We start from the raw sequence: 19,954 nt of genomic DNA, 5'->3' as shown, positions 1-19,954 counted from the left end.
CCTCAGACGGCTGGCAACGGCAGTTGCTGAACGATCGCTCGGGGGCGTGACCGCTTCTGCTTCGCGTGATCAGCGACGTGGTCGACGATGGCCGTACCGACGGCCTCCGCCAGACGAGGCGGGACGGCGTTGCCGATCAGACGGCCGAGCGGCGCGAACTGGACGGGCTGATCGGGGGCCACGAACTCGTACTCCTCCGGGAAGCTCTGCAAGATCGCGGCCTCCCGCAGCGTGAGGGCCCGGTCCTGCTCCGGGTGCCCGAATCGGCCGGCGCCGTAGTTGTATGCGAGCGTGGTGATCGTCGGCGCGGGCTCGTCCCATGCCATCCGGGCGTACACGTTGCGGAAGGTCGACCCGGACGCCTTGCGATGGCAGGGCGCACGCAGCTCTTCGTCCCACTGCTCCCACGTACCGCCCGGCTTGGACTGCCTGATCCGGTCGAGGTTCGTGTCGCTCAGACTGCGGCACTTGTGTAGCGGGTCGTCGGCCGCGGCCTGCCCGTGCTCGACCGGAGTGAGGCCCTCGATCCGTTGGCGGACAGTGACGTACTCCGAGCTAGGGACCGTGCCCTTCGGAACCGCGATCGGGCCGAGCAACGAGGCGACCAGGACCATGCGCCGCCGGCGCTGCGGCACCCCGTACGCGGGGCAGAAGCACGACGAGTGATCAACCGAGTAGCCGAGCTCACGCAGCCCGACTACGAACTTGCGGAAGATCGCGGTGCTGACGATCCGTGGCACGTTCTCCATCGTGACGATCTCGGGCAGGGTGCCCGCGATCAGGCGGAGCATCTCGTCGACGAGGGGCCACTGGGCCTCCTGCGAGGTGTCGACGCCACGACGGTAAGAGGAGAAGGGCTGGCATGGTGCGCACCCGGCGAGGACCCGGACGGACTTACCGGGCCACATCGCGGCAAGCTCGTCGGCGGTGAGTTCACGGACGTCGCGGCGGTGGAACGGCGCATCGATGTTCGCGCGGAACGGGTAGTCGCAGCTGTCGTCGACGTCAACCCCGGCGGCGACGTGGATGCCGGCCTTCAAAAGACCGTACGAAAGCCCGCCGACTCCGCAGAACAGGTCGACAGCGGAGATCTTGATAGGTCGGGCGGCCATGCTGGGATCCTAGTGGATCAAACCAGGAGAGCGTACGCCCCGGGCCGTCGCCTGTGCGGTGCTGCGTCCGATCCTCGACAGACTCAAGATCCGTAGTGGACTGTGTGTCGACCAGGATGTTCGGGACATTCTTGGGGTCGACTTGCCAGCTGGATGACGTACCGTCGTGATTTCGACTGTGAATCTCGTACGTTCGTCTCGGTCGGCCTCGGCCGACGCGCCGGTCGCGGCGGGTGACACGTGGCCTTACCTGCGTGAAAGGGTCAAACCGGCTGCCATTCGAGTGGGCAACGAACCTCGTCGACACTCGAACATATGTATGAAAATCGTTTTCTTGTCGGTGTTCGTACCTATCATGGTGCCACTCGTGATCGAGGAGGCAATCGTCATGGTGATGGCGCGGTCGGCAGCACGACGGACGAAGCATCGATCGACCAGCGTAAACAAGGCGCACGTTGAAGAGCTGCGTGCGATCCTCGACCAGCACGAAGCTGAACAAGCCCGCAATCTAGTGGGCAACTTTGCGAATCGTTACCAGATCAGCCACCACGACGTGGATGCACTTTTGAACGGGCTGACCAGGGGCCCAGAGGAGCGGCCGGCCGGTGCAGAGCCGGACGGACCTGTTGCCGGCGTCGATCTTGATCTCGATGATGGCCCGGCAGTGACGGTCGACGTCGCCGAGATGTCGACCGACGACGACGCCTTGGATTGGATGTTCGCGGACGAGCCACCCCTGCCAGCTCCGCGACCAGCCAGCGATGTCGTCGGGCGAGCGCTCGACGATCTCCTGGGAGACTGGGAGAGGAAGGGCAGGCAGCTGACGCGCGAAGAGGTGTCGCTCGTCGCCACGCGCCGGAAGCTGACTCCGGAGCAGCGCGCCGACCTGCTGGACCAGCTCGTGGAGGCGGGCGTCCAACTGCCAGCCGTCGCAGCCGCCCGGCTGAGCCAGGTCCTACCGGAGGGCTACGAGTTCAACGGCGATGGCATCCGGCAGTACCTGCGTCAGATCGCCCGCTACCCGCTCATCGGCGCAGCCCGGGAAGTGGAACTCTGGGCGTCGATCCAGCAGGGTTTGGCCGCCGAGGAGCGACTGAAGTCGGCAGACTCGGCCGAGGCGGCGCCCGAGCTGCTGCGGAGCTTGCAGGAGCAGATCGCTGAAGGTAAGCGCGCGCACAGCGAGCTTGTCTGCGCCAACCTGCGCCTGGTCGTCTCCATTGCCAAGACGAGACAGGACGAAGCCTGCGGAGTCGAATTCCTGGACCGGATCCAGGATGGAAACCTCGGCCTCATGCACGCCGCGAACAAGTTCGATGGCTCGAAGGGGTTCAAGTTCTCGACCTACGCCACGTGGTGGATCCGGCAGTCGATTGACCGGGGCATCGCCGACCGAGGCAGGACGATCCGGATACCTGTGCATGTCCACGAGAAGATGGCGAGGGTTCGTAGGGAGAGGTCGAGATTGGCTGCCCTGCTGGGCCGAGAGCCGACGCTGTCAGAGATCTGCGAGCGCACCTGTTATGAGCCGGGCTTGGTGCAGGCGGCGCTTGACCTCATGCGGCCGCTACGCAGTCTTGACGAGTTGCTCGACGAGGAGGGTGATTTGCGATTTTCTGACTTGTTCGCGCACGAAGGGGAACGTGACTGCCGGGCCGATCCGGCCGAGATAGTGATGCATGAGATTTTTCGCTGGGAGTTGACTTTTACTTTGCCGTCGGCGCTTTCTACTCGTGATTTGGAGGTCATCAAGCGACGGTTTGGCTTTTATGACGGCGACGAGGAGACGTTGGAGCAAATTGGCGCCAGGCTCGGTTTGACTCGGGAACGCATTCGGCAGATTGAGCAGAAGTCAATGTCCAAGCTTCGGGGAAGCACTGGAATACGAGATCTTCGTTCCTATCTTATTGACGATTCGCGGGCGGCTGCGGCTACCCCTGCTACGGGAAGGCGTACTTCGTGAGTAGCGCAGGGGTTCAGAGCTTGGAGCAGGCGTGCGAGGCGTTCGTTGCCTGGCTCGACCGTCGGGTGATCGCTGCAGGCCGTGGGGACGGCCTGGACCGCTTGGAGGTCGCTCCGTCCGGCACCTTCTGGCTCGGGCGGCTGTCCTGCGAGGACGAGGTCAAGGACGGACTCAACGACGACCGTTCGGAGCGGCTGGATCCGTGTGCGATCGGGATCAGGTTGCGTCCGGCCGGCGGGCCGCCCTGGTCGATGTCCGTCACGGTGCGGGCACGCGCCTGGGGCAAGGACGAGCCGAAGGACCCGGATCCGAGAGGCAGGTGGTGGCGGAGCGATCTGGTCGAAGAGGTCGTCTCGCTGTTGGTCGACAGCCGAGGCGCAGAGGCCGGATCGAAACAGCTCGAGGACGCTTTCGCCGCTGTCGGCGTACCCGGATTGTCGGCGAAGGTCAAGGTCGACGTCGAGGATTGGCACAAGCAGACCGAGCTGGTCGTGCAGCTGGTCAACACCAGCCCGATCAAGGCGCCTGGCTTGGCCGACTCCCACCTGTTCGAGACGCAGATCGAAGTGCGCGGCTTGCCGACCGTGCCGTTTCAGCTGGAGGCGCTGCCCGACAGCTTCCGGTACGACCGCCAGGTGCCCGCCTACGGCGTGAACGTCGGCGTCGAGGTGTTGGCGCCCGACGTCTTCCGTACGACCGACACGGTGACGGTGCAGACTTTCCGGCCGACGTACTGGAACGGTGCCGAGGCGCCGCCGGATCTGTCGTTCGCGACCCTGGCAGCCGATCCGATCCCGCAGCTGTCCGCGCTCGTGGGCGCGCTGGCGGCGTACGACGAGGCGCACTGGTCGCCGTCGGTGCTCGACGCCCGGCAGGCGGCCGAAGGCTGGACCCCAGCGATGCGGGCGGAAGCGGATCGCTCGGCCGGGGAGGTCTTCGGTGAGCTGGATCGTCTCCGCACCGGGCTCGAGCTGCTGCGCGCCCGACCGGAGCTGTGCCGTGCCTTCCAACTGATGAACAAGGCGATCGCCCGCAGCGCCCAAGGGCGCGGATACGACACGTGGCGGCCGTTCCAGATCGGCTTTCTGCTGGCTACGGTTCGCTTCCTCGTCGAGAGGGACGAGGAAGCCGATTACGTCGACACCGTCTGGTTCGCCACCGGTGGTGGCAAGACCGAGACGTATCTCGGTCTGCTGCTCACAGCGGCCTTCTTCGACCGGCTGATCGGCAAGACGATGGGTGTGACGGCCTGGTCGCGGTTCCCGCTGCGGTTGCTCAGCTTGCAGCAGACCCAGCGGTTCGCCGACGCGCTTGCCGGTGCCGAGATGGTCCGCCGCGAAGAGAACGTCGGAGGTACTCAGTTCAGCCTGGGCTTCCTTGTCGGTCAGGCGGGCACGCCCAACAAGGTGGTCCCGAAGACGGAGAAGGACGAGATCACTCCTGATAGCCCTGGCATGCCGGACAAGTACCAGGTCTTGCTGCACTGCCCGTTCTGTCGGTCGGAGAAGCTGGCGATGCTGTTCGACCGCAAGCGTTGGATGCTCGAACACCGCTGTACAGACCCAGACTGCCCGAACGCTGGTCGGCCGCTTCCGATGTACGTGGTCGACCAGGAGGTGTTCCGCTTCCTGCCGACGGTCGTCGTCGGGACCTTGGACAAGGCGGCGTCGATCGGTTTGCAGCAGGCGATGCGCGGGTTGGTCGGTCCGCCGCAAAAGGTGTGCCCGGTGCCTTGGCACGGGTTCACCTATGCCCAGCGGTCGTCGTCGCCCAACGGGTGCCTGGTGCCGGACTGCCAAGGCGGGCCTGCGCTCAGGGACCTGCCGATGGACGCGAAGCGGTTCGGACCGTCACTTCGGCTGCAGGACGAGCTGCACCTGCTGCGAGACAGCCTCGGGGCGGTCGATTCCCACTACGAGAGCCTGCTGGATCACCTGCAGCAGAAGTTGTGTGGCTCTCGGGCGAAGATCGTGGCCAGTAGCGCGACGCTGACCGGCTACGAGCGCCAGGTCGACGCGCTCTACCAACGGCGTGGCCGTGTGTTCCCGCAGCCCGGCCCGCGTGCTGGGGAATCGTTCTGGACTATGTCGACCGACAAGCCGCTGCGACGGTTCGTGGCGGTCGCTCCACGTGGTGTCACGCTGGAGCACGTCAGCGACCGGACCTTGGACACGCTGCAGCGCTGCATCCGTGACTTCATGGACGACCCGGTGAATATCTGTGCGGAGGCCGGGATCGACCCGCAGCACGCCGACGACCTTGTCAGCCTGTACGGCACGGACGTCGTGTACGGCACGACTCTCTACGACGTGGAGGCCGCCGGGCGGAGCCTGGGCAGCAACAACACGGTGTCGGGTATCAACGTCGAGCAGCTCACCGGCCAGGCCGACTTCGATGAGGTGCGAGAAATCCTCGATCGGCTGGACCACCCGGAGCCAGACTTCGACGACCGCATCCACGTGATCGCGGCCAGCTCGATGCTCTCGCACGGCGTTGACGTCGACCGGCTAAACACGATGGTGATGCTGGGTCTGCCGCTGACCACCGCCGAGTTCATCCAGACCACGGCCCGGGTCGGCCGCCGGCACCCCGGGCTGGTCTACGTGCTACACAAGATCGGCCGGGAGCGGGATGCCCAGACGTTCCGGCACTTCGGCCCCTACGTCCGACAGGGCGACCGGTTCGTTGACCCGATCCCGATCACCCGGCGTAGCCGGCGGGTGCTGGATCTCACGATTCCGGGTGTCGTCGGCGCGCGAACGCTGATGATCCGCGAGCCGGCGAGCCGGCAGCGACTCAGTACACCAAAGAAGCTGCGTGAATATGCTCGAGACTCCGGCATGACGCCCGCCGGCGAGGCCGCCGATATCGCGGCGCTGCTCGGGTTCGACGACGTGGCGGACCCGCTGCACCACGAGCAGATCGAGCAGTGGCTGCGAGACTGGTTCGCCGACCTTCAAGACCCGAGCACCCGGGCCAAGTTCACCAGTGAACTCGGCCCCCGCCCTCCGATGATGAGCCTCCGCGACGTCGAGGCCAGCGCACCGATCCACGAAGACAGGCGGTCGTGATGAAGCCTCTCGCATCTCGCAGCGGCAGCCAGATCCTGCGGACCTTCCTGCCCGAGCAGACGGTCGACTTGCGCGGCGACATTTATCGGGTCACCGAATGGTCGGCACCTAGCCCGATAGAGGTCGATACCGATCTGTTGCGCCGGCATCTGCGCGGGGAGATTGCCGCGTGGGCGGTCAAGGACAACGACGACGGGATGGGCGGCGAGCTGCTCCGCAAGGCGCCGGTCGAGGTCGTGGAGCTGGACGACCGACGCGGCGTAACGGTCGAACGGTATCCCCAGGTGTGGCTGTGCCGGGTCTGCAAGCGCATCGGCAAATCGTCGGACCGAGCCTGCAAGTGCGGGCAGCGCGGCAAATGGGGCCAGCTGCACTTCGTTGGCATCCACGACTGCGGGGCGATCTACGAACCGTGGATCCGACGCTGCAAGGAGCACGACGATGTCAAGGTCGTGATTCCGAAGAGCGCCAAGGCGGCCGACATCAGCTTCGTCTGCCCCACTTGCAGCAAGCAGACGATGCAAGGGCTTGGCTTCAACCGGCCCTGTGACTGTGGCAAAGGCACCGTACGGTGGAACGTCCACAAGGCGCGCACCGTCTACACCCCGCGCAGCACGGTGCTCATCAACCCGCCCAGGCCGGAGCACCGGGAGGGCCTGAAGCTCGCCGGTGGTGCCCGCAAGGCGCTCGTCTGGGTCGTCGAAGGGCTGACCGCCGACCGCCCTGCCGATGTGAGCTCGCTGCCAACCCGCGAAGAACTTGTCGAGCAACTCGTGGCCTCTGGTCTTGATCGTGCGATTGCGGAGAACGCCGCAAACAGCGCCGAGCGGGATGGAGGGCTTGCCAAGCCGGGCGCGCATCCGATCGACCGGCTGTCGGGACATCGGCGCGAAACAGCCGAACGCGAAGCCGTCGACATCGCGATGGCGCTGGCCGAGAGCCGATTGCCGACGACCAAGCTGGGCGGATCGGGGGTCAGTGGCGCTCTCGCCACGCGCTACCGCGACAGCTACCCGGCGGCGCTGGCCCGGGCCGGCGTGGCCGGACTGGACCTGGTCGACCGGTTCCCGGTGCTCAACGCGATGTACGGCTACACCCGTGGCGACGACGACCCGGCGAAGTGCCGGTTGATCCCGTTCCGCCGTAACAGGGGCGGCTACCGGCTGTACGGCAACCTCGCCGAGACGGAGGCGTTCCTGATCCGGCTGGATCCGCTGCGGGTCGCGACCTGGCTCTCCGGGCGCGGCCACCAGCTCTCGGGCTGGAAGGCCGGAGACCAGGACGAGGTTGCGGCGCGGGTCGCGGTGCTGGAGTCGGCGGTGGTGCCGTCGAAGCGCGACGATCCGTCCGACGGCTCGCCCGGCACCGACCTTCTCAAGCTGGTGCACACCTACGCTCACCGGTTCATTCGCCAGACAGCGGTCTTTTCAGGCATCGAACGCGATGCGCTCAGCGAGTACCTGTTGCCTGGACATTTGGCGTTCTTCGTGTACGCCGGTGCCAAGGGCGACTTCGTGCTCGGCGGCATGCAGGCGGTGTTCGAGTCCAACCTCGACGACCTGATGCACACCTTCGTCGACGCGGAACACCGGTGCCCGCTGGACCCGGGTTGCGATCGGGGCAGCGGAGCGTGCAGTGCCTGCGTACATCTGGGTGAGCCGTCGTGCCGGTTCTTCAACCGCTTCCTCGATCGGGGGGTGTTGTTCGGTCAGGGCGGCTACCTGCGGATCCGACGGCCCGAGCAGTGACGGCCAGCAGCCGCCGCCACTGCGCTTCGACCCGGTCGGCGGCGGCTGCGGTCGCCTCGTGTTCCCACACATGCAGCACGGCCCAGCCCAGGTCGGCCAGCGCCGCGTCCTTCGCGCGGTCGCGGGCGACGTTGCGGTCCAGCTTGGCCTGCCACCAGTCCCGGTTGTTGCGCGGCAGGGTGCCGTGTTCGGGACAGCGGTGCCAGAAGCAGCCGTCGACGAAGACCGCCAGCCGCGCTCGGGTGAAGACCACGTCGGGTCGGCCCGGCAGTCGCGCGTCGTGGATGCGGAAGCGCAGCCCACGGCGGTGCAGTTCGCGGCGCAGCAACAGCTCGGGCTTGGTGGAGGTGCAGGGTTGACGGCGGAGTCGGGCCGACGTGGCGGCATCGAGCGGTACGGGCAAGGGGGACTTTCGGCCCATCTCTCCAACCTATCCGGGGACGTTCCGCTAGATCACAGGCAGTTAGGCTTGCGAACTGGCGACAACGCGACTTGTCGGCGAACGTCTCATTTGTAACGACTCGAAAACGGAGAAAACACCTGTGACGGGATCGAAGCAAGACGTCCGCAGGTCGATCGCGCCGGGGTCGGTCGTCGTGATCCGCGACGAAGAGTGGCTCGTCGTCGCGACCGAGGAAACCGCCGACCGCACCTTGGTGCACGTCCAGGGCCTCGGCGATCTGGTCCGCGACACCACCGCCTCGTTCTACGACTCCCTCGACACGATCATGCCGCTGGAGCCGGCGGAGGCCACCGTCGTGGCCGACGCCAGCCCGCGCTACCGCACCGCGCGGCTGTGGCTGGAGTCGACAATCCGCAAGACGGCCGTACCGCTCGGCACCCGGGCGTTGTCGGTCGCCACCCGCGGCCTGGCCGACGCAATCAGCTACCAGCAGTCGGCGGTACGCAAGGCGCTGGCACCGGAGAACCTGCGACCCCGAATCCTGCTCGCCGACGCGGTCGGCCTGGGTAAGACCACCGTCGCCGGCCGAACTCGCCAGGATGGAATCGTTGGATCCGGCAGACCGGGCCGACGCGGAACTACGAGCCCGATCGCTGCGCTACGTCGCGGCGACCCGGGCACGTGACGAGCTGATGGTGGTCCGACGACCGGGGTCAGGTCAGTAGCGGTGCGTGCGGGGGCGGCACGACGGCGTCAATGCGCTGTTCGAGCTTGTGGGGGTTGGCGAAGAACTCGACGTCGCTGACGGACCTCAGCTCGCGGATGATGGCAGGCGACCAGTCGTCCTGTCTCCCGTCGAGGGCTGCGATGCGCTGCTGTCTGGGCACCTCGGACAGGCTGAAGATGTGGTAGCAGTGCTCGGCGGCCTGCTCCTGGTCGCGCCCACTGACCGCCTGCACGTACGCGGCTTTGTTGGCGGACGACACCTGCACGGTGACGGGCCGCTGCCGACCTGAGGTCAGTCGTACCGGTGCCTCGCGCCGCACCTGTCGACCATCGTTGGTAGCCCACGCCTTGATTCGGGTGACGACTCTGTCCGGGAAGCGCACCGGCGGCTGCTTCACCGCCAGCCATCGCAGCTGGTCCACCCGCATCGACGCCTGCGCCACGGCGAGCACCAGCTCGCCCAACGACTCCTTGGCTCCGTAGGTGGCCAACTCGCCGGGCACGGCGTCGAAGCCGTTCAGCCCGGACAGGCGTGCTGCTTCGGCGATCGCTTCCGCCGGGCGACCGTGGTCGAAGTTGACGCCAGCCATCGACAGCAGGGTGGTCGCCGTGGCCCGGTCGGAGACGCGGTAGCCGTCACCGATCGGCTCGACGAGCAGACGCACCGAGTCGCCGTCGCCGTAGGTGAGCGGCAGATCGATGAGCAGGCCATCGCCGTACGCCTGGGTGACGCTCTGGTCGTTGACCGCCCGCAAGATCGCGCCTATGACGGTTTCGCTGTTCATCGCCACCCCCATCACGGCTCTACCCAGGTGAAGTCGGTACCCAGTTCAACGAAGCACTCTGCCGCGAACGCTTCAAATATCGCACGGTGGACGCCTGGAGCGACCCGGGGCGCCAACGGCACCTCGGGGATGTCCGTGGGCTTGTAGGCGACTTCGTCGCCTATCGCCGGCTCCGTCCGATGCTTGTGGGTGCCCTCGATGGGCCGGTGCGTGTGGTTGACGCACAGCCGCCGGGCCGAGAAGCCGTCACGACCAGCGCCGACGAGGTACTGAAGGAAGGGCTCGCTCGGTCGTAGCGGATGGACCGTCATCCGCAGAACGCACGGCGCAAGATGCTTGATGGCGATCCGGACCTGGACCAGGCCCTCCTTGTCCAGGCCGGGCTTCTGCCTCCAGGAGATGCCCCCGACGGTCGTTGCGGAGGCGGCGGGTGACAGGAGGCTGCCCAGGTTCGCGTGCGTGGCCAGCGGGGAGGCTTGCCTGCTCAACGATGCTCACCGGTCCAGGGGAGTGGCGGGGAGGGGAGGCGACCTTGGCGGACCAGGCGATCGCCAGTGTCGATCTGGCTCAGGTTACTGCACAACTACTCCCTGCGATGCCCCGTTTCGTGTCGTCTGTGGACGTGGCCCGATGAATGCGCGGGCTCGGGGCAGGTGATGTGGTTGACTGGGTCGCACGTACTCGGAGCGACCCGGAGGAGGTGGCGGGGCGGTGGTGCAGTTGCCGGCGGTGCTTGGTGAGCCGATCCGGTTCGTGCTGAACTGGGGTCGCCGCTACTCGCTGTGGGTGTTCAACTTCGGCCTGGCCTGCTGCGCGATCGAGTTCATCGCCACCAGCATGGGCCGGCACGACTTCATCCGGCTCGGCGTCATCCCGTTCGCCCACGGGCCGCGCCAGGCGGACCTGATGGTCGTCTCCGGCACCGTCACCGACAAGATGGCGCCGGCGATCAAGCGGCTCTACGACCAGATGCCCGAGCCCAAGTACGTCATCTCGTTCGGTGCCTGCTCCAACTGCGGCGGCCCGTACTGGGACTCGTACTCGGTGACCAAGGGCGTCGACCAGCTGATCCCCGTCGACGTGTACGTGCCCGGCTGCCCGCCCCGGCCCGAAGCCCTGCTGCACGGCATCCTACGCCTGCAGGACAAGATCGCCGCCGAGCGCTCCGGCATCGGCGGCGTGCACCGGCCCGACCCGCTCGCCTCCCCGGCCGACGTCTCCGCCGACCGGGCCAGCGATCCGACCGACCCGAGGCCCGGCCCGGCACTCGGCTCGCAGCCCGCGCGCGGCGTTGACGCGCTCACCGCACCGGTCGTCAAGCCGCCGAGCTGAGCGGTCTCGCCTCGGGTGGCTCGGCGGGATCCGATCGGATCCCGCGCCGGTCGGTCTTGTCCGCTGACTCTGGCAGCTTGCGGCATGCCGCGACAGCATTTCAATCACCTGCCGGGGAGAAGGTCCAGCCGGCTCCAATCGTGATGTTGGCCCCGCCTTCGTCCGGCAGCACCAACGGCGACTCATTACGCCCTCCCTCAATTAATGGCGAGATCGCGATGATGCGTACCTCGCCAGTCGCACCATTTCTCGGGAGTAGAGCCCTTCCGGCGGCGTCCGACCTTCCAGTCGCCAGGACCTGACCTTCCAAGTTCACCAACGACACATCCGCTTCCGGGACTCCGAGTGCGAAACAACCACCGTCGCTGTCCGCACAAACATTCACCCGCAGCTGCACCTCGACGCTGGCGGCCTCCTCGCCCCCACTACAACCGGCTGCGCCCGTCACCACGAGCATGACCCCGACGAGGGCACTGAGCCTTGCGCGCGATCTTCCCACCAAAGCCTCCGTTGTAGAGGTTGACCGAACTCGCCGGAATCCTACCGGCACGACCCTCTTTCCGTATTCTCTGAATCTGACAGATGTCAATCAGGAGGTCTTGATGGCGGATGGTGTGAACTGCGTGAGCGCGCGACCCGGCTGGTGGTCGAAGCCCACCGGGAACCCGGCCGATGCGGTCGGTGCGATCCGGCTGCTCGCCGACCAGGACGGGGGTCCATCCCGAGGCGTCGCGGGTCTGGATGTAGCAGGCCGAGACCGAGGCCGGACAGCGGCCGATGACCGTGCCCGACCCGCTGAACGGGCCGAGCTGACTCGGCGTACCGCCGGGATCTGACCCGGCGCTCAGCGGCGCGGTTGCTGAAACGCGGTAGCCTGCGCGAACGTGACTGATTCTCAGCGCGCGACGCAGATCGTCGACATCCTGACCGCCGAGTTCGGCGAGCTGATGGCGGTGGACCCGGCCGCCTTCCGCCGCAAGTTCCGCAAGATGGCCGCCAGCCCGTTCGCGTTCTACCGGGGCACCGCCTGCCTGTTCTACGCCGACCAGACCGAGCCCGACGGGCCGTTCAACGACGACAGCTTCTGCGACAAGCAGACCAGCCGGGTCTGGATCCACGGCGACCTGCACGCCGAGAACTTCGGCACCTACATGAACGGCTCCGGCGAGCTGGTCTTCAACGTCAACGACTTCGACGAGGCGTACGTCGGCCCGTTCATCTGGGACCTGCGCCGCTTCGCCGCCAGCCTCGCCCTGATCGGCTACGCCAAGGCGCTCTCCGACGACATCATCGGCACCCTGGTACGCGAGTTCGCCACCGCCTACCTGGCCGAGCTGCGGGCCATCGTCGCCGGCGGCGAGGAGGCCATCGGCTCGATCACCCTGGCCAACGCCACCGGCGTGCTGCGCCACGTGCTGCAGGAGGCCCGGCTCAACACCCGCGTCGGCCTGCTGGAGAACCTCACCACCATCAACGACTACGAGCGGCGGTTCATCATCCGCGACGGGGTGTACGAGGTCGACGACGACACCCGGGCCGCGGTGACCGCCGCGTTCGGCGAATACCTGGCCACGCTGCCGCATCGGGCCGGCGGCCGTCGCGCCGTCGCCGCCCAGATCAAGGACATCGTGCTGCGCAAGGGCGTCGGCATCGGCTCGGCCGGGCTGCCGTCGTACAGCATCCTGCTCGAAGGCCACACCCAGGCGTTGGAGAACGACGTCGTCGTCTACATGAAGCAGGCCCAGGTGCCGGCCGTCGCCCGGCACGTCCACGACGAAGGTGTCCGGTCGTACTTCCGGCACCAGGGCCACCGGACCGCCGAGTCGCAGCGGGCGTTGCAGGCCCACGCCGACCCGTGGCTCGGCTACACCGAGCTGGCCGGCGTCGGCCAGCTCGTCGCCGAAGTCTCGCCGTACGCCGCCGACCTGGACTGGTCCGACGTCAACGAGCAGGCCGAGCTGACCGGCATCGTCACCGACCTGGCCCACTCGGTGGCCCGGATGCACTCGGTCGCCGACGACGAGTCCAGCCACGACCTGGTCGACTACTCCACCGAGGAGGCGATCGTCGCGGCGATCGACGCCGACGAGGCCGGCTTCGTCGCGGGCCTGGTCGACTTCGCCCACCGGTACGGTGCCCGCGCCCGCACCGACCACCGGATCTTCGTCGACCTGTTCCGCAACGGCCAGCTGCCCTGGGTCTGACCGGCCGGCCCGGTCGCCGTCAGTCCGGTTGCCGGCTCACCGCGTCCCGCAGGGCCTGGACAAGGACGGTCGTTCGAGGGTCCGGTCCCATCGTGACGCGGAGTCCGTTCGTCACGTACCCGAAGGCGATGCCGCTGGCCGGATCGGCGTAGCCGAGCGAGCCGCCGTGGCCTGGGAAGCCGAAGGCGGTGGGCGACCACCATGGCTGCTCCGGCAGCGGCAGGCCGAAGCCGAGCGCAGGTCGGGTCGGGACCATGAGCACCTGGTCGATTCCGTTGGCCTGTTCGCGGGTGGCGGCGGCGAGGGTGGTCGCGTAAAGAATCCGGATGCCGTCGACTTCGCCGATCAGCCCGGCGTAGAAGCGGGCCAGTGACGAGGCAGTGCAGATGCCGTTGACCGCTGGGATCTCCGCTGCCCACGTGCGCGGATCGGTGAGGTCGATCGGCGGGTCGGTCACCGTCATCGACCGGACCACCAGAGATGTCGGATCGGTGTACGCGGCGAGCACCTGTCGCAACTGTTCTGGCACCGCCTCGGACACGGGTGGGGTCGCCGGCTGCTCCACGGTCCGCGCGACCCGGTGTGCCTCGGTGTCGGGCAGGCCGATCCAGAAGTCCAGGCCGAGTGGTTTGGCGATCTTGTCGGCGAAGTATGTGCCGAGGCTTCGGCCGCTCACGCGCCGTACTACTTCACCGACCAGCCATCCGTAGGTCAGGCCGTGATAGCCGTGCGCCGTGCCCGGCCGCCAGGCGGGTGCCTGGGCCGCCAGCGCGGCGACGACCGGCCCCCAGGCCAACGCCTGCTCCAGCGGGACCGGCCGGTCGAGTACCGGCAGCCCGGCCTGGTGGGACAGTAGCCAGCGGACCGGGATGTTGCTCTTGCCGGCTGCCGCGAACTCCGGCCAGTACCCGGCGACCGGTGCGTCCAGGTCAAGCTGCCCACGCTGCGCCAGCAGGTGCGCGCAGGTGACCGCCGCGCTCTTGGTGGCCGAGTAGACCACCTGGAGGGTGTCCCTTCGCCACGCGTTGCCGGTGGTGGGATCGGCGACCCCGCCCCACAGGCAGACCACCTCCTGTCCGTGACGGTAGACGCTGACGGCCGCCCCGACCTCGGACCGGGTTTCGAAGTTTGCCAGGAATGCCTCCTGGACCGGCTCGTATCCCGGCGCGACAGTGCCATTGACCACCGGCATGGGCTCTCCTTCAAGCTGTCGGGCCCGAACGGCGATCCATTCGAGCCACAGTCTGTGTCAGGCTATCCTGACATACCGCGTCAGTAAATCCTGACGGCCTATGCTGATGGTGTGGCGGAGGAAATGGTTCCCGGGCACGCGGACATCATCGGGTTCCGGCAACCGGACGGGACGCTGAGCGCCGACGCCGAAGCGCCGGCCGGCACAGTCGGCTACCGGGCCCGGTGCAGTTGCGGCTGGCTCGGCACCAGCGACTACCCGGCTGCCGAAGAGGGCCGCTGGATGGCCACCTCCGAATGGGCCGGACATATCAGGCCGATCCTGGCCGCCGCGCCCCCTGGTTGGCTGCTGAGCCGTTCCGACACCCTCCGCGACAACGTCGCCGAACTGGCCACCATGTGGCCGTTGCAGGCACTCGGCGTCCTCGCCGACGTGGAACGCTGGCAGCGGCAGTTGACCGAACGCGCCGTGGTGGCCGCCCGGGACGCCGGGCTCTCCTGGGCCGAGATCGGCAACGCCCTCGGCATCAGCCGACAGTCGGCACACGAACGGTTCCGCGGCGTCGCTCCACGCAAACAAGTCGGGTGACGGACACCGGCTGCCGGCCCAGGTGCCGGCCGTCGCCCGGCACGTCCACGACGAAGGTGTCCGGGCGTACTTCCGGCACCAGGGCCACCGGACCGCCGGGTCGCAGCGGGCGTTGCAGGCGCACGCCAACCCGTGGCTCTGCTTCACCGAGCTGGCCGGCGTCGACACCGACCTGGCCCACTCGGTGGCCGGATGCACTTGGTCGCCGACAACGGGTCCAGCCACGACTTGGTCGACCTCGCCCATGCGTACGGTGCCCGCGCCCGCACTGACCACCGGATCTTCGTTGACCTGTTCCGCAACGGCCAGCTGCCCTGGGTCTGACCGGGAAGACTCCTCGGCCGCCCCGGGGGTGCACGCTAGCCCAGTGATCGAACATGTGTTCTAATGAGTGCCAAGTATGCTGCGTCGGGCGAGGGTGGGGTAGCGTTGCGAGAGATGGTAGAGTCCCCGCCCCCGCTGTCCGCGTCGCGACGAACGGTCGCGGCGTACGTGGCGGTGCTGAAGTTGGCTCGCGAGCGTGGGTACGTGGTCACCCGGCTGAAGATGGCGAAGTTCCTCTACCTGACCGACCTCGCGGCAGTGCGCGAAAGCGAGGATCCGGTCTCCGGAGTCGAGTGGCGGTGGCTGCACCATGGCCCGTTCAACAACTCCCTGCAGTTCCTGGAGAACGAGCTCGTCGAGCGCCGTGTGGTGCAACGCGACCCCTACTACCAGGGATTCCAGATCCGGCTCGTTGGTGAACTCCCGGGTTACGACATGCCTACGGAGGACATGGCGATTCTGGAGAAGACCCTCACCGAGCTGGGCGGGCTAGCGGCTGCGACTCTCAAGGACCTGAGTTACCAGACCCCGCCGATGGAGGACGCGCTACAACGCGAGCGGGGCGTGGTGCTCGACCTGTCGCTGGCGCGCCCGCGCCCCAAGCTTGCGAAGCTCGCGCGAAGGATGTCGGCTGTGCTCAGGCAGCTCCCGGAGCAGGAGAACGACCCGGGTATCGGCCAGGAGCTTGAGCGGGAGATGGCTGAGTTGGCCGAAGGGCGCCGACGAGCAAACGGGATGCTACTTGACGATGATCAGTAAGTCCGTCATCAACGGCGGGGTCTACTACGTCAAAGATCTAGCCATCTCGCTGCCGCCCAACGACGGTCGTAACTATCACGACGAGCGTAGGCCGGTCGTCGTGCTCAGTGGTCCCAACACGAACAGCGTCGCAGGCTGGCCCACCGTCCTGGTCGCTCCGATCTCCACATCGACCACCCTCAAGACGGAGTACTGTGTCAAGCTCAGGGCCAGCGAGGGTGGTCTGCCCAAGAAGTGCTGGGTACGGGTGGTCGCGGTGCAACCGCTCCTCAAGTCAGATCTCCAGGACCATCTCGGGGTTCTGACGGCCGAGCGCCTCGAAGAGATCCAGGCCCGACTCTTCCAGTACATGGGCCTGAACATCGACGAACCGGACGATGGCGAGCTGTCCTAGCTCAGTACGGAGCGGATCAGGGTGGCGACGCCGGCCCGGATTCGCTCCGGCGGCTCGTCGCGCAGCTGGTGCAGCAGGTCGCTGCGGACGGCGGCGAGCAGGGCGTGCGCCAGGAAATCGGCGTGCTCCGGGCCGCGTACGCCGGTGATCATGCCGGTCAGGTGGCGGTGCAGGTCGCCGTACGCCGGGTTGAGGTACGGGCTGCCCCGGCCGGCGCTCTCCAACGCCAGCGCCAGTGCCCGGTTGGCGTGCTTGTAGTCGAGGATCGCGTCGAAGATCGCGATGATCCCGGCCACCGGATCCCGGCCGGCTCCCTGCCGAGAGTCTTGCAGGGTGGCCTGCAGGGCGGTGCCGCGCTGGGCGGCGAGGGCCTGCAGCAGGCCGGTGCGGTCGCCGAAGCCGCGGAACAGGGTGCCCTTGCCGACGCCGGCCGCCTGGGCGATGGCGTCCATGGTGACCTCGTCCGGGTCGGCGGCGGCGTCGAGCAGCCGGCCGGCGGCGGCCAGCACGGTTTCCCGGTTGCGGGCGGCGTCGACCCGTTCCTTACGTGCTGCTGCCGGCACGGTTGACCGTCCTCTCGCCCCCGCCTCGGATATCCGGACCGTCGGTCCGTATAGTTGATCCGGACCGCTGGTCCGAATCCTAGAGGAGGCACCGTGACCGAAGCGCCCAGCCCCACCGGCAGCCCCGCCGCCCAACTGCTGCACCGCTGCGTCGACCACCTGCTCGCCAAGGACATGCCCGGCTTCCTCGCGCACTGGCACGACGACGCGGTCGCCGAGTTCCCGTTCGCCCCACCCGGCTACCCGCGCCGCCTCGACGGCATCGCCGCCGTCACCGGCTACCTGATCGACTACCCGAAGCTGATCGACATCGCCGAGTTCCCCGACGTGACCGTGCACCAGAGCGTCGACCCCGACGTGGTGATCGCCGAACTCACCGCCACCGGCACCGTCGTACCGACCGGGCAGCCGTACCGGATGTCGTACGTCGTCGTGGTGACCGTGCGGGACGGCCGGATCGCCCACTACCGCGACTACTGGAACCCGCTGGCCGCTCCCGACCTGACCGGCGCCGCTGTGATCCCGGTGGGCACCGATGTCTGACCAGCGGACCGTCCTGGTCACCGGGGCGACCGGCAACGTCGGCCGGCACATCGTCGCCACCCTCGCCGCAGCCGGCCACCCGGTGCGGGCCGCCAGCCGGCACCGCCCCATCGACCCGGCCGCCGCCACCAGCCACGTCCCCTTCGACTGGCACGACCCGGCCACCCACCAGCCTGCCGTCGACGGCGTCCACGCCGTCTACCTGATGCCGCCGCCGGCCAGTGCCGACCCGGTCGGCCAGGTCGGCGCCTTCCTCGACCTGGCTCAGGATGCCGGCGTACGCCGGATCGTGCTGCTCAGCTCATCGGCGATCCGCACCGGCGACCCCGGCCCCGGCCAACTGCACGCCAAAATCGTCGACCGGTTCCCGGAGTGGACGGTGCTGCGCCCGTCCTGGTTCATGCAGAACTTTGGAGGAGGCGGCTGCCGTGTTCTGGTCGGGGTCTTGACGGGCGGTGTGAGACGGCGGAGTTCCTTTAGCACTCGGGCTCGGATGGCGTGGCAGTCCGGGCAGGCACGTCCCGTCGGTACCCGCCGCTGATAGACCGGAGCCATGCGGGGCAGGGGCAGCTCGCACATGACCTGCGGCAGGTGCGGCCGGCTCGCGGCGGTCCCGGCGAGGCTTCCCGGAGCCCGTACCAGCTTTCGCCCGACATCGGTCGCAATGCGCCCAATCGCACGGCAGTTCTTCGTGGATCGGCACGCCGCCGGGCAGCTTCAACCCGCACAGGACGCGGTCGGGAATGTACGGGTCAGGCCGGTGGAGTACCTGCCGTGCAGGTCTAGGCAGCTTCACCCAGCCGAGCCGATTGCCTTCCACTACTCGCTGCCACGCCTGACGTCCAGGGCTACCGTCGGCCCCGGCAGATCGTGGAATCGGGTACTCGGCACCCGCGTCACGGCAGGCCACGCAAATGGAGAACATGCGGCGCGGGCTCTGCAGTACCAACACGTCTGCTGCCAAGTCGCGACCGCACAAAGTGCGCCCTACATCGGCCCGATCCGCGCCGTGCATCCGCGTACCCTCACCGGGCAGAAACACCCAGCCTGCCACGCGGCCGTCCATCTCCATTAGAGTACGCGGCGCGGCCCTGCCTGTCCGACCCGAAACCGAGTGCCTCGTGCCAACTGCCACCGATCCGACAGGTCAGAACTCGATGACCGTCTTGATGCCTTCCTCCTCGGCGTACGCCCGCTCGTAGTCGTCCAGGCCGTACCGGTGGGTGATCAGGCCCATCAGCCAGTCGTGGTCGGCGCGGGCCAGCGCGTCGGCGGCCTGCCGCCAGTGCCGCCGGTTGGCGTTGACCGTGCCGAACAGGACGTTGTTCTTCAACACCAGGCAGCGGTTCAGCTCGTTGAGGTCCAGCTCGATGTGGTGGGCCTTGGCGTTGATCCCGGTCAGGCAGCCGATGCCGTTCGGTGCCAGTTTGCTGAACACCTCACGTACCACCGGCGGCGCGCCGGTGCATTCGATGATGATGTCCGGGTCGAAGTCCAGCTCCTCCACCGGCACCGCGTGGTACGTCGCACCCAGCCGGCGGGCCAGCTCCGGCTTCGGCCCCGACGTGCCCCGGGCCAGCACATGCGTCTCCAGACCGCGCTGCACACTCAGCAGCGCCGCCAGCAGCCCGATCGGTCCGGCCCCGGTGACCAGCACCCGCTGCGGCGCCCAGAAGCCACGGGCGCCGATCCGGTCGACGTGGTCCCAGGCCTTCGCGACCACACTGGTCGGCTCCAGCAGCACCCCGGCCAGCCCCAGCTCCGGCCGCAGCGGTACGGCGTACTCGGCCGGCACCCGCCACCGCTGCCGGGCGAACCCGTCGATCCCCTTGATCCCGCACTCGGTGTACCGCCCGTTGGTGCACATGTCCCACTCGCCGGCCGCGCAGTACCGGCACGGCACCGGATCCCGGTGCCGGACGATCCCGGCGACCAAATCACCCGGCCGGGTCGTGCCACTCGGATCCTCGAGCACCCGGCCCAGCGACTCGTGGCCGAGGACCAGCGTGTCCCGGCCCGGCGGCGGTTCGCCGTAGTCACCGCCGAGGATCTCCCCGTCGGTGCCGCAGATGCCGACCGCGACCGCCTCGACCAGCACCTCACCCTCGTCGGGTGACGGCTCCGGCGCGTCGTCGACGAGCCGCAACGAGTCGGCCTTGCCCGGGGTGACAGTCAGCGCACGCATGCCAGGGATGTTTCCCCGCAGGTCCGGACCTACACGGGAAATGTCGGACCCGCTCGCGCCCCACC

At 67.9% G+C, this 19,954-nt stretch carries 17 protein-coding genes and 2 pseudogenes; 12 read left to right on the top strand and 7 right to left on the bottom strand.

The genetic code is table 11. The features are described from left to right. Positions 1–2: 2 nt before the first annotated feature. Positions 3–1,112 (bottom strand): DNA cytosine methyltransferase, encoded by a 1,110-nt coding sequence (locus ACFHWU_RS04655; protein WP_416589877.1) that lies wholly within the window; start codon positions 1,110–1,112, stop codon positions 3–5. 367 nt (positions 1,113–1,479) lie between these two features. Between ACFHWU_RS04655 and ACFHWU_RS04650 the strand changes: the two genes are divergently transcribed. The 3 genes from ACFHWU_RS04650 to ACFHWU_RS04640 are packed head-to-tail and all read left to right on the top strand — an operon-like array spanning position 1,480 to position 7,891. Then, entirely contained in the window at positions 1,480–3,072 is a 1,593-nt protein-coding gene (locus ACFHWU_RS04650; protein ID WP_416589876.1) for a sigma-70 family RNA polymerase sigma factor, read from the top strand. Further along, on the top strand, positions 3,069–6,143 hold the full coding sequence (locus ACFHWU_RS04645; RefSeq protein ID WP_416589875.1) for a helicase-related protein: 3,075 nt from the start codon (positions 3,069–3,071) through the stop codon (positions 6,141–6,143). The genes ACFHWU_RS04650 and ACFHWU_RS04645 overlap by 4 nt, the downstream gene beginning before the upstream one ends. Continuing rightward, the gene (locus ACFHWU_RS04640; protein ID WP_416589874.1) at positions 6,143–7,891 is read left to right on the top strand and encodes a hypothetical protein; all 1,749 of its coding nucleotides are present in this window, start codon (positions 6,143–6,145) and stop codon (positions 7,889–7,891) included. The genes ACFHWU_RS04645 and ACFHWU_RS04640 overlap by 1 nt, the downstream gene beginning before the upstream one ends. Here ACFHWU_RS04640 and ACFHWU_RS04635 read toward each other — a convergent pair. After that, entirely contained in the window at positions 7,818–8,312 is a 495-nt protein-coding gene (locus ACFHWU_RS04635) for a very short patch repair endonuclease (protein ID WP_416589873.1), read from the bottom strand. The two genes, ACFHWU_RS04640 and ACFHWU_RS04635, sit on opposite strands and share 74 nt — an antisense overlap. A gap of 121 nt (positions 8,313–8,433) precedes the next feature. Here ACFHWU_RS04635 and ACFHWU_RS04630 point away from each other — a divergent pair. Next, a pseudogene (locus ACFHWU_RS04630) lies at positions 8,434–8,875 on the top strand (helicase); the annotation flags it as partial. A gap of 132 nt (positions 8,876–9,007) precedes the next feature. Here the strand turns inward: ACFHWU_RS04630 and ACFHWU_RS04625 are convergent. Together ACFHWU_RS04625 and ACFHWU_RS04620 are read right to left on the bottom strand one after the other, a co-directional pair. Next, positions 9,008–9,805, bottom strand: a complete 798-nt coding sequence (locus tag ACFHWU_RS04625) for a hypothetical protein (protein ID WP_416589872.1) — start codon at positions 9,803–9,805, stop codon at positions 9,008–9,010. 11 nt (positions 9,806–9,816) lie between these two features. Further along, positions 9,817–10,293, bottom strand: a complete 477-nt coding sequence (locus ACFHWU_RS04620) for a hypothetical protein (RefSeq protein WP_416551245.1) — start codon at positions 10,291–10,293, stop codon at positions 9,817–9,819. Between the two features lie 226 nt (positions 10,294–10,519). On the opposite strand from ACFHWU_RS04620, the gene ACFHWU_RS04615 reads away from it, so the two are divergent. After that, complete coding sequence (locus tag ACFHWU_RS04615) at positions 10,520–11,137, top strand: NADH-quinone oxidoreductase subunit B (RefSeq protein WP_416589941.1); 618 nt, start codon at positions 10,520–10,522, stop codon at positions 11,135–11,137. A 947-nt stretch (positions 11,138–12,084) separates the two neighbouring features. Continuing rightward, the gene (locus ACFHWU_RS04610) at positions 12,085–13,341 is read left to right on the top strand and encodes a DUF2252 domain-containing protein (RefSeq protein ID WP_416589939.1); all 1,257 of its coding nucleotides are present in this window, start codon (positions 12,085–12,087) and stop codon (positions 13,339–13,341) included. Positions 13,342–13,360: 19 nt separating this feature from the next. Here the strand turns inward: ACFHWU_RS04610 and ACFHWU_RS04605 are convergent, their stop codons facing one another. Beyond that, the gene (locus tag ACFHWU_RS04605; protein WP_416589871.1) at positions 13,361–14,533 is read right to left on the bottom strand and encodes a serine hydrolase domain-containing protein; all 1,173 of its coding nucleotides are present in this window, start codon (positions 14,531–14,533) and stop codon (positions 13,361–13,363) included. Positions 14,534–14,644: 111 nt separating this feature from the next. On the opposite strand from ACFHWU_RS04605, the gene ACFHWU_RS04600 reads away from it, so the two are divergent. The 4 genes and pseudogenes from ACFHWU_RS04600 to ACFHWU_RS04585 all read left to right on the top strand — a co-directional run bounded on the left by ACFHWU_RS04600 (position 14,645) and on the right by ACFHWU_RS04585 (position 16,598). Beyond that, entirely contained in the window at positions 14,645–15,121 is a 477-nt protein-coding gene (locus ACFHWU_RS04600; protein WP_416589870.1) for a hypothetical protein, read from the top strand. Between the two features lie 16 nt (positions 15,122–15,137). After that, positions 15,138–15,445: pseudogene (locus tag ACFHWU_RS04595) on the top strand (DUF2252 family protein); the annotation flags it as partial. A 114-nt stretch (positions 15,446–15,559) separates the two neighbouring features. Continuing rightward, positions 15,560–16,204, top strand: coding sequence for a type II toxin-antitoxin system antitoxin SocA domain-containing protein (locus ACFHWU_RS04590; RefSeq protein WP_416589869.1), 645 nt, complete (start codon positions 15,560–15,562; stop codon positions 16,202–16,204). Beyond that, positions 16,194–16,598: a type II toxin-antitoxin system PemK/MazF family toxin gene (locus ACFHWU_RS04585; protein ID WP_416589868.1), complete on the top strand. Its 405-nt coding sequence runs from the start codon at positions 16,194–16,196 to the stop codon at positions 16,596–16,598. Before ACFHWU_RS04590 ends, ACFHWU_RS04585 begins: the two co-directional genes overlap by 11 nt. Here ACFHWU_RS04585 and ACFHWU_RS04580 read toward each other — a convergent pair. Continuing rightward, positions 16,595–17,161 carry a TetR/AcrR family transcriptional regulator gene (locus ACFHWU_RS04580; RefSeq protein WP_416589867.1) on the bottom strand — a complete coding sequence of 189 codons (567 nt, stop codon included), beginning with the start codon at positions 17,159–17,161 and terminating at the stop codon, positions 16,595–16,597. The two genes, ACFHWU_RS04585 and ACFHWU_RS04580, sit on opposite strands and share 4 nt — an antisense overlap. A gap of 93 nt (positions 17,162–17,254) precedes the next feature. On the opposite strand from ACFHWU_RS04580, the gene ACFHWU_RS04575 reads away from it, so the two are divergent. Both ACFHWU_RS04575 and ACFHWU_RS04570 read left to right on the top strand, forming a co-directional pair. After that, a complete protein-coding gene (locus ACFHWU_RS04575) occupies positions 17,255–17,704 on the top strand; it encodes a nuclear transport factor 2 family protein (protein ID WP_416589866.1) in 450 nt (149 codons plus the stop codon). Then, the gene (locus ACFHWU_RS04570) at positions 17,697–18,245 is read left to right on the top strand and encodes an NAD(P)H-binding protein (protein ID WP_416589865.1); all 549 of its coding nucleotides are present in this window, start codon (positions 17,697–17,699) and stop codon (positions 18,243–18,245) included. Before ACFHWU_RS04575 ends, ACFHWU_RS04570 begins: the two co-directional genes overlap by 8 nt. Positions 18,246–18,851: 606 nt before the next feature. Here ACFHWU_RS04570 and ACFHWU_RS04565 read toward each other — a convergent pair. Further along, positions 18,852–19,889, bottom strand: a complete 1,038-nt coding sequence (locus tag ACFHWU_RS04565) for a glucose 1-dehydrogenase (protein ID WP_416589864.1) — start codon at positions 19,887–19,889, stop codon at positions 18,852–18,854. Between the last annotated feature and the right edge of the window lie 65 nt (positions 19,890–19,954).

The sequence above is a fragment of the Micromonospora sp. LOL_015 genome (assembly GCF_048060275.1).
Lineage (GTDB): Bacteria > Actinomycetota > Actinomycetes > Mycobacteriales > Micromonosporaceae > Micromonospora_E.
The sequence above is the reverse complement of the archived record's forward strand: the minus strand, read 5'-3'. Positions and strand labels throughout refer to the sequence as shown.

What these genes read in the sequence shown, in the direction of transcription:
- ACFHWU_RS04655 (WP_416589877.1), bottom strand. Translation starts at nt 1,112, where the DNA reads ATGGCCGCCCGACCTATCAAGATCTCCGCTGTCGACCTGTTCTGCGGA.
- ACFHWU_RS04640 (WP_416589874.1), top strand. Translation starts at nt 6,143, where the DNA reads ATGAAGCCTCTCGCATCTCGCAGCGGCAGCCAGATCCTGCGGACCTTC.
- ACFHWU_RS04635 (WP_416589873.1), bottom strand. Translation starts at nt 8,312, where the DNA reads ATGGGCCGAAAGTCCCCCTTGCCCGTACCGCTCGATGCCGCCACGTCG.
- ACFHWU_RS04625 (WP_416589872.1), bottom strand. Translation starts at nt 9,805, where the DNA reads ATGAACAGCGAAACCGTCATAGGCGCGATCTTGCGGGCGGTCAACGAC.
- ACFHWU_RS04610 (WP_416589939.1), top strand. Translation starts at nt 12,085, where the DNA reads ATGGCGGTGGACCCGGCCGCCTTCCGCCGCAAGTTCCGCAAGATGGCC.
- ACFHWU_RS04605 (WP_416589871.1), bottom strand. Translation starts at nt 14,533, where the DNA reads ATGCCGGTGGTCAATGGCACTGTCGCGCCGGGATACGAGCCGGTCCAG.
- ACFHWU_RS04590 (WP_416589869.1), top strand. Translation starts at nt 15,560, where the DNA reads ATGGTAGAGTCCCCGCCCCCGCTGTCCGCGTCGCGACGAACGGTCGCG.
- ACFHWU_RS04585 (WP_416589868.1), top strand. Translation starts at nt 16,194, where the DNA reads ATGATCAGTAAGTCCGTCATCAACGGCGGGGTCTACTACGTCAAAGAT.
- ACFHWU_RS04570 (WP_416589865.1), top strand. Translation starts at nt 17,697, where the DNA reads ATGTCTGACCAGCGGACCGTCCTGGTCACCGGGGCGACCGGCAACGTC.
- ACFHWU_RS04565 (WP_416589864.1), bottom strand. Translation starts at nt 19,889, where the DNA reads ATGCGTGCGCTGACTGTCACCCCGGGCAAGGCCGACTCGTTGCGGCTC.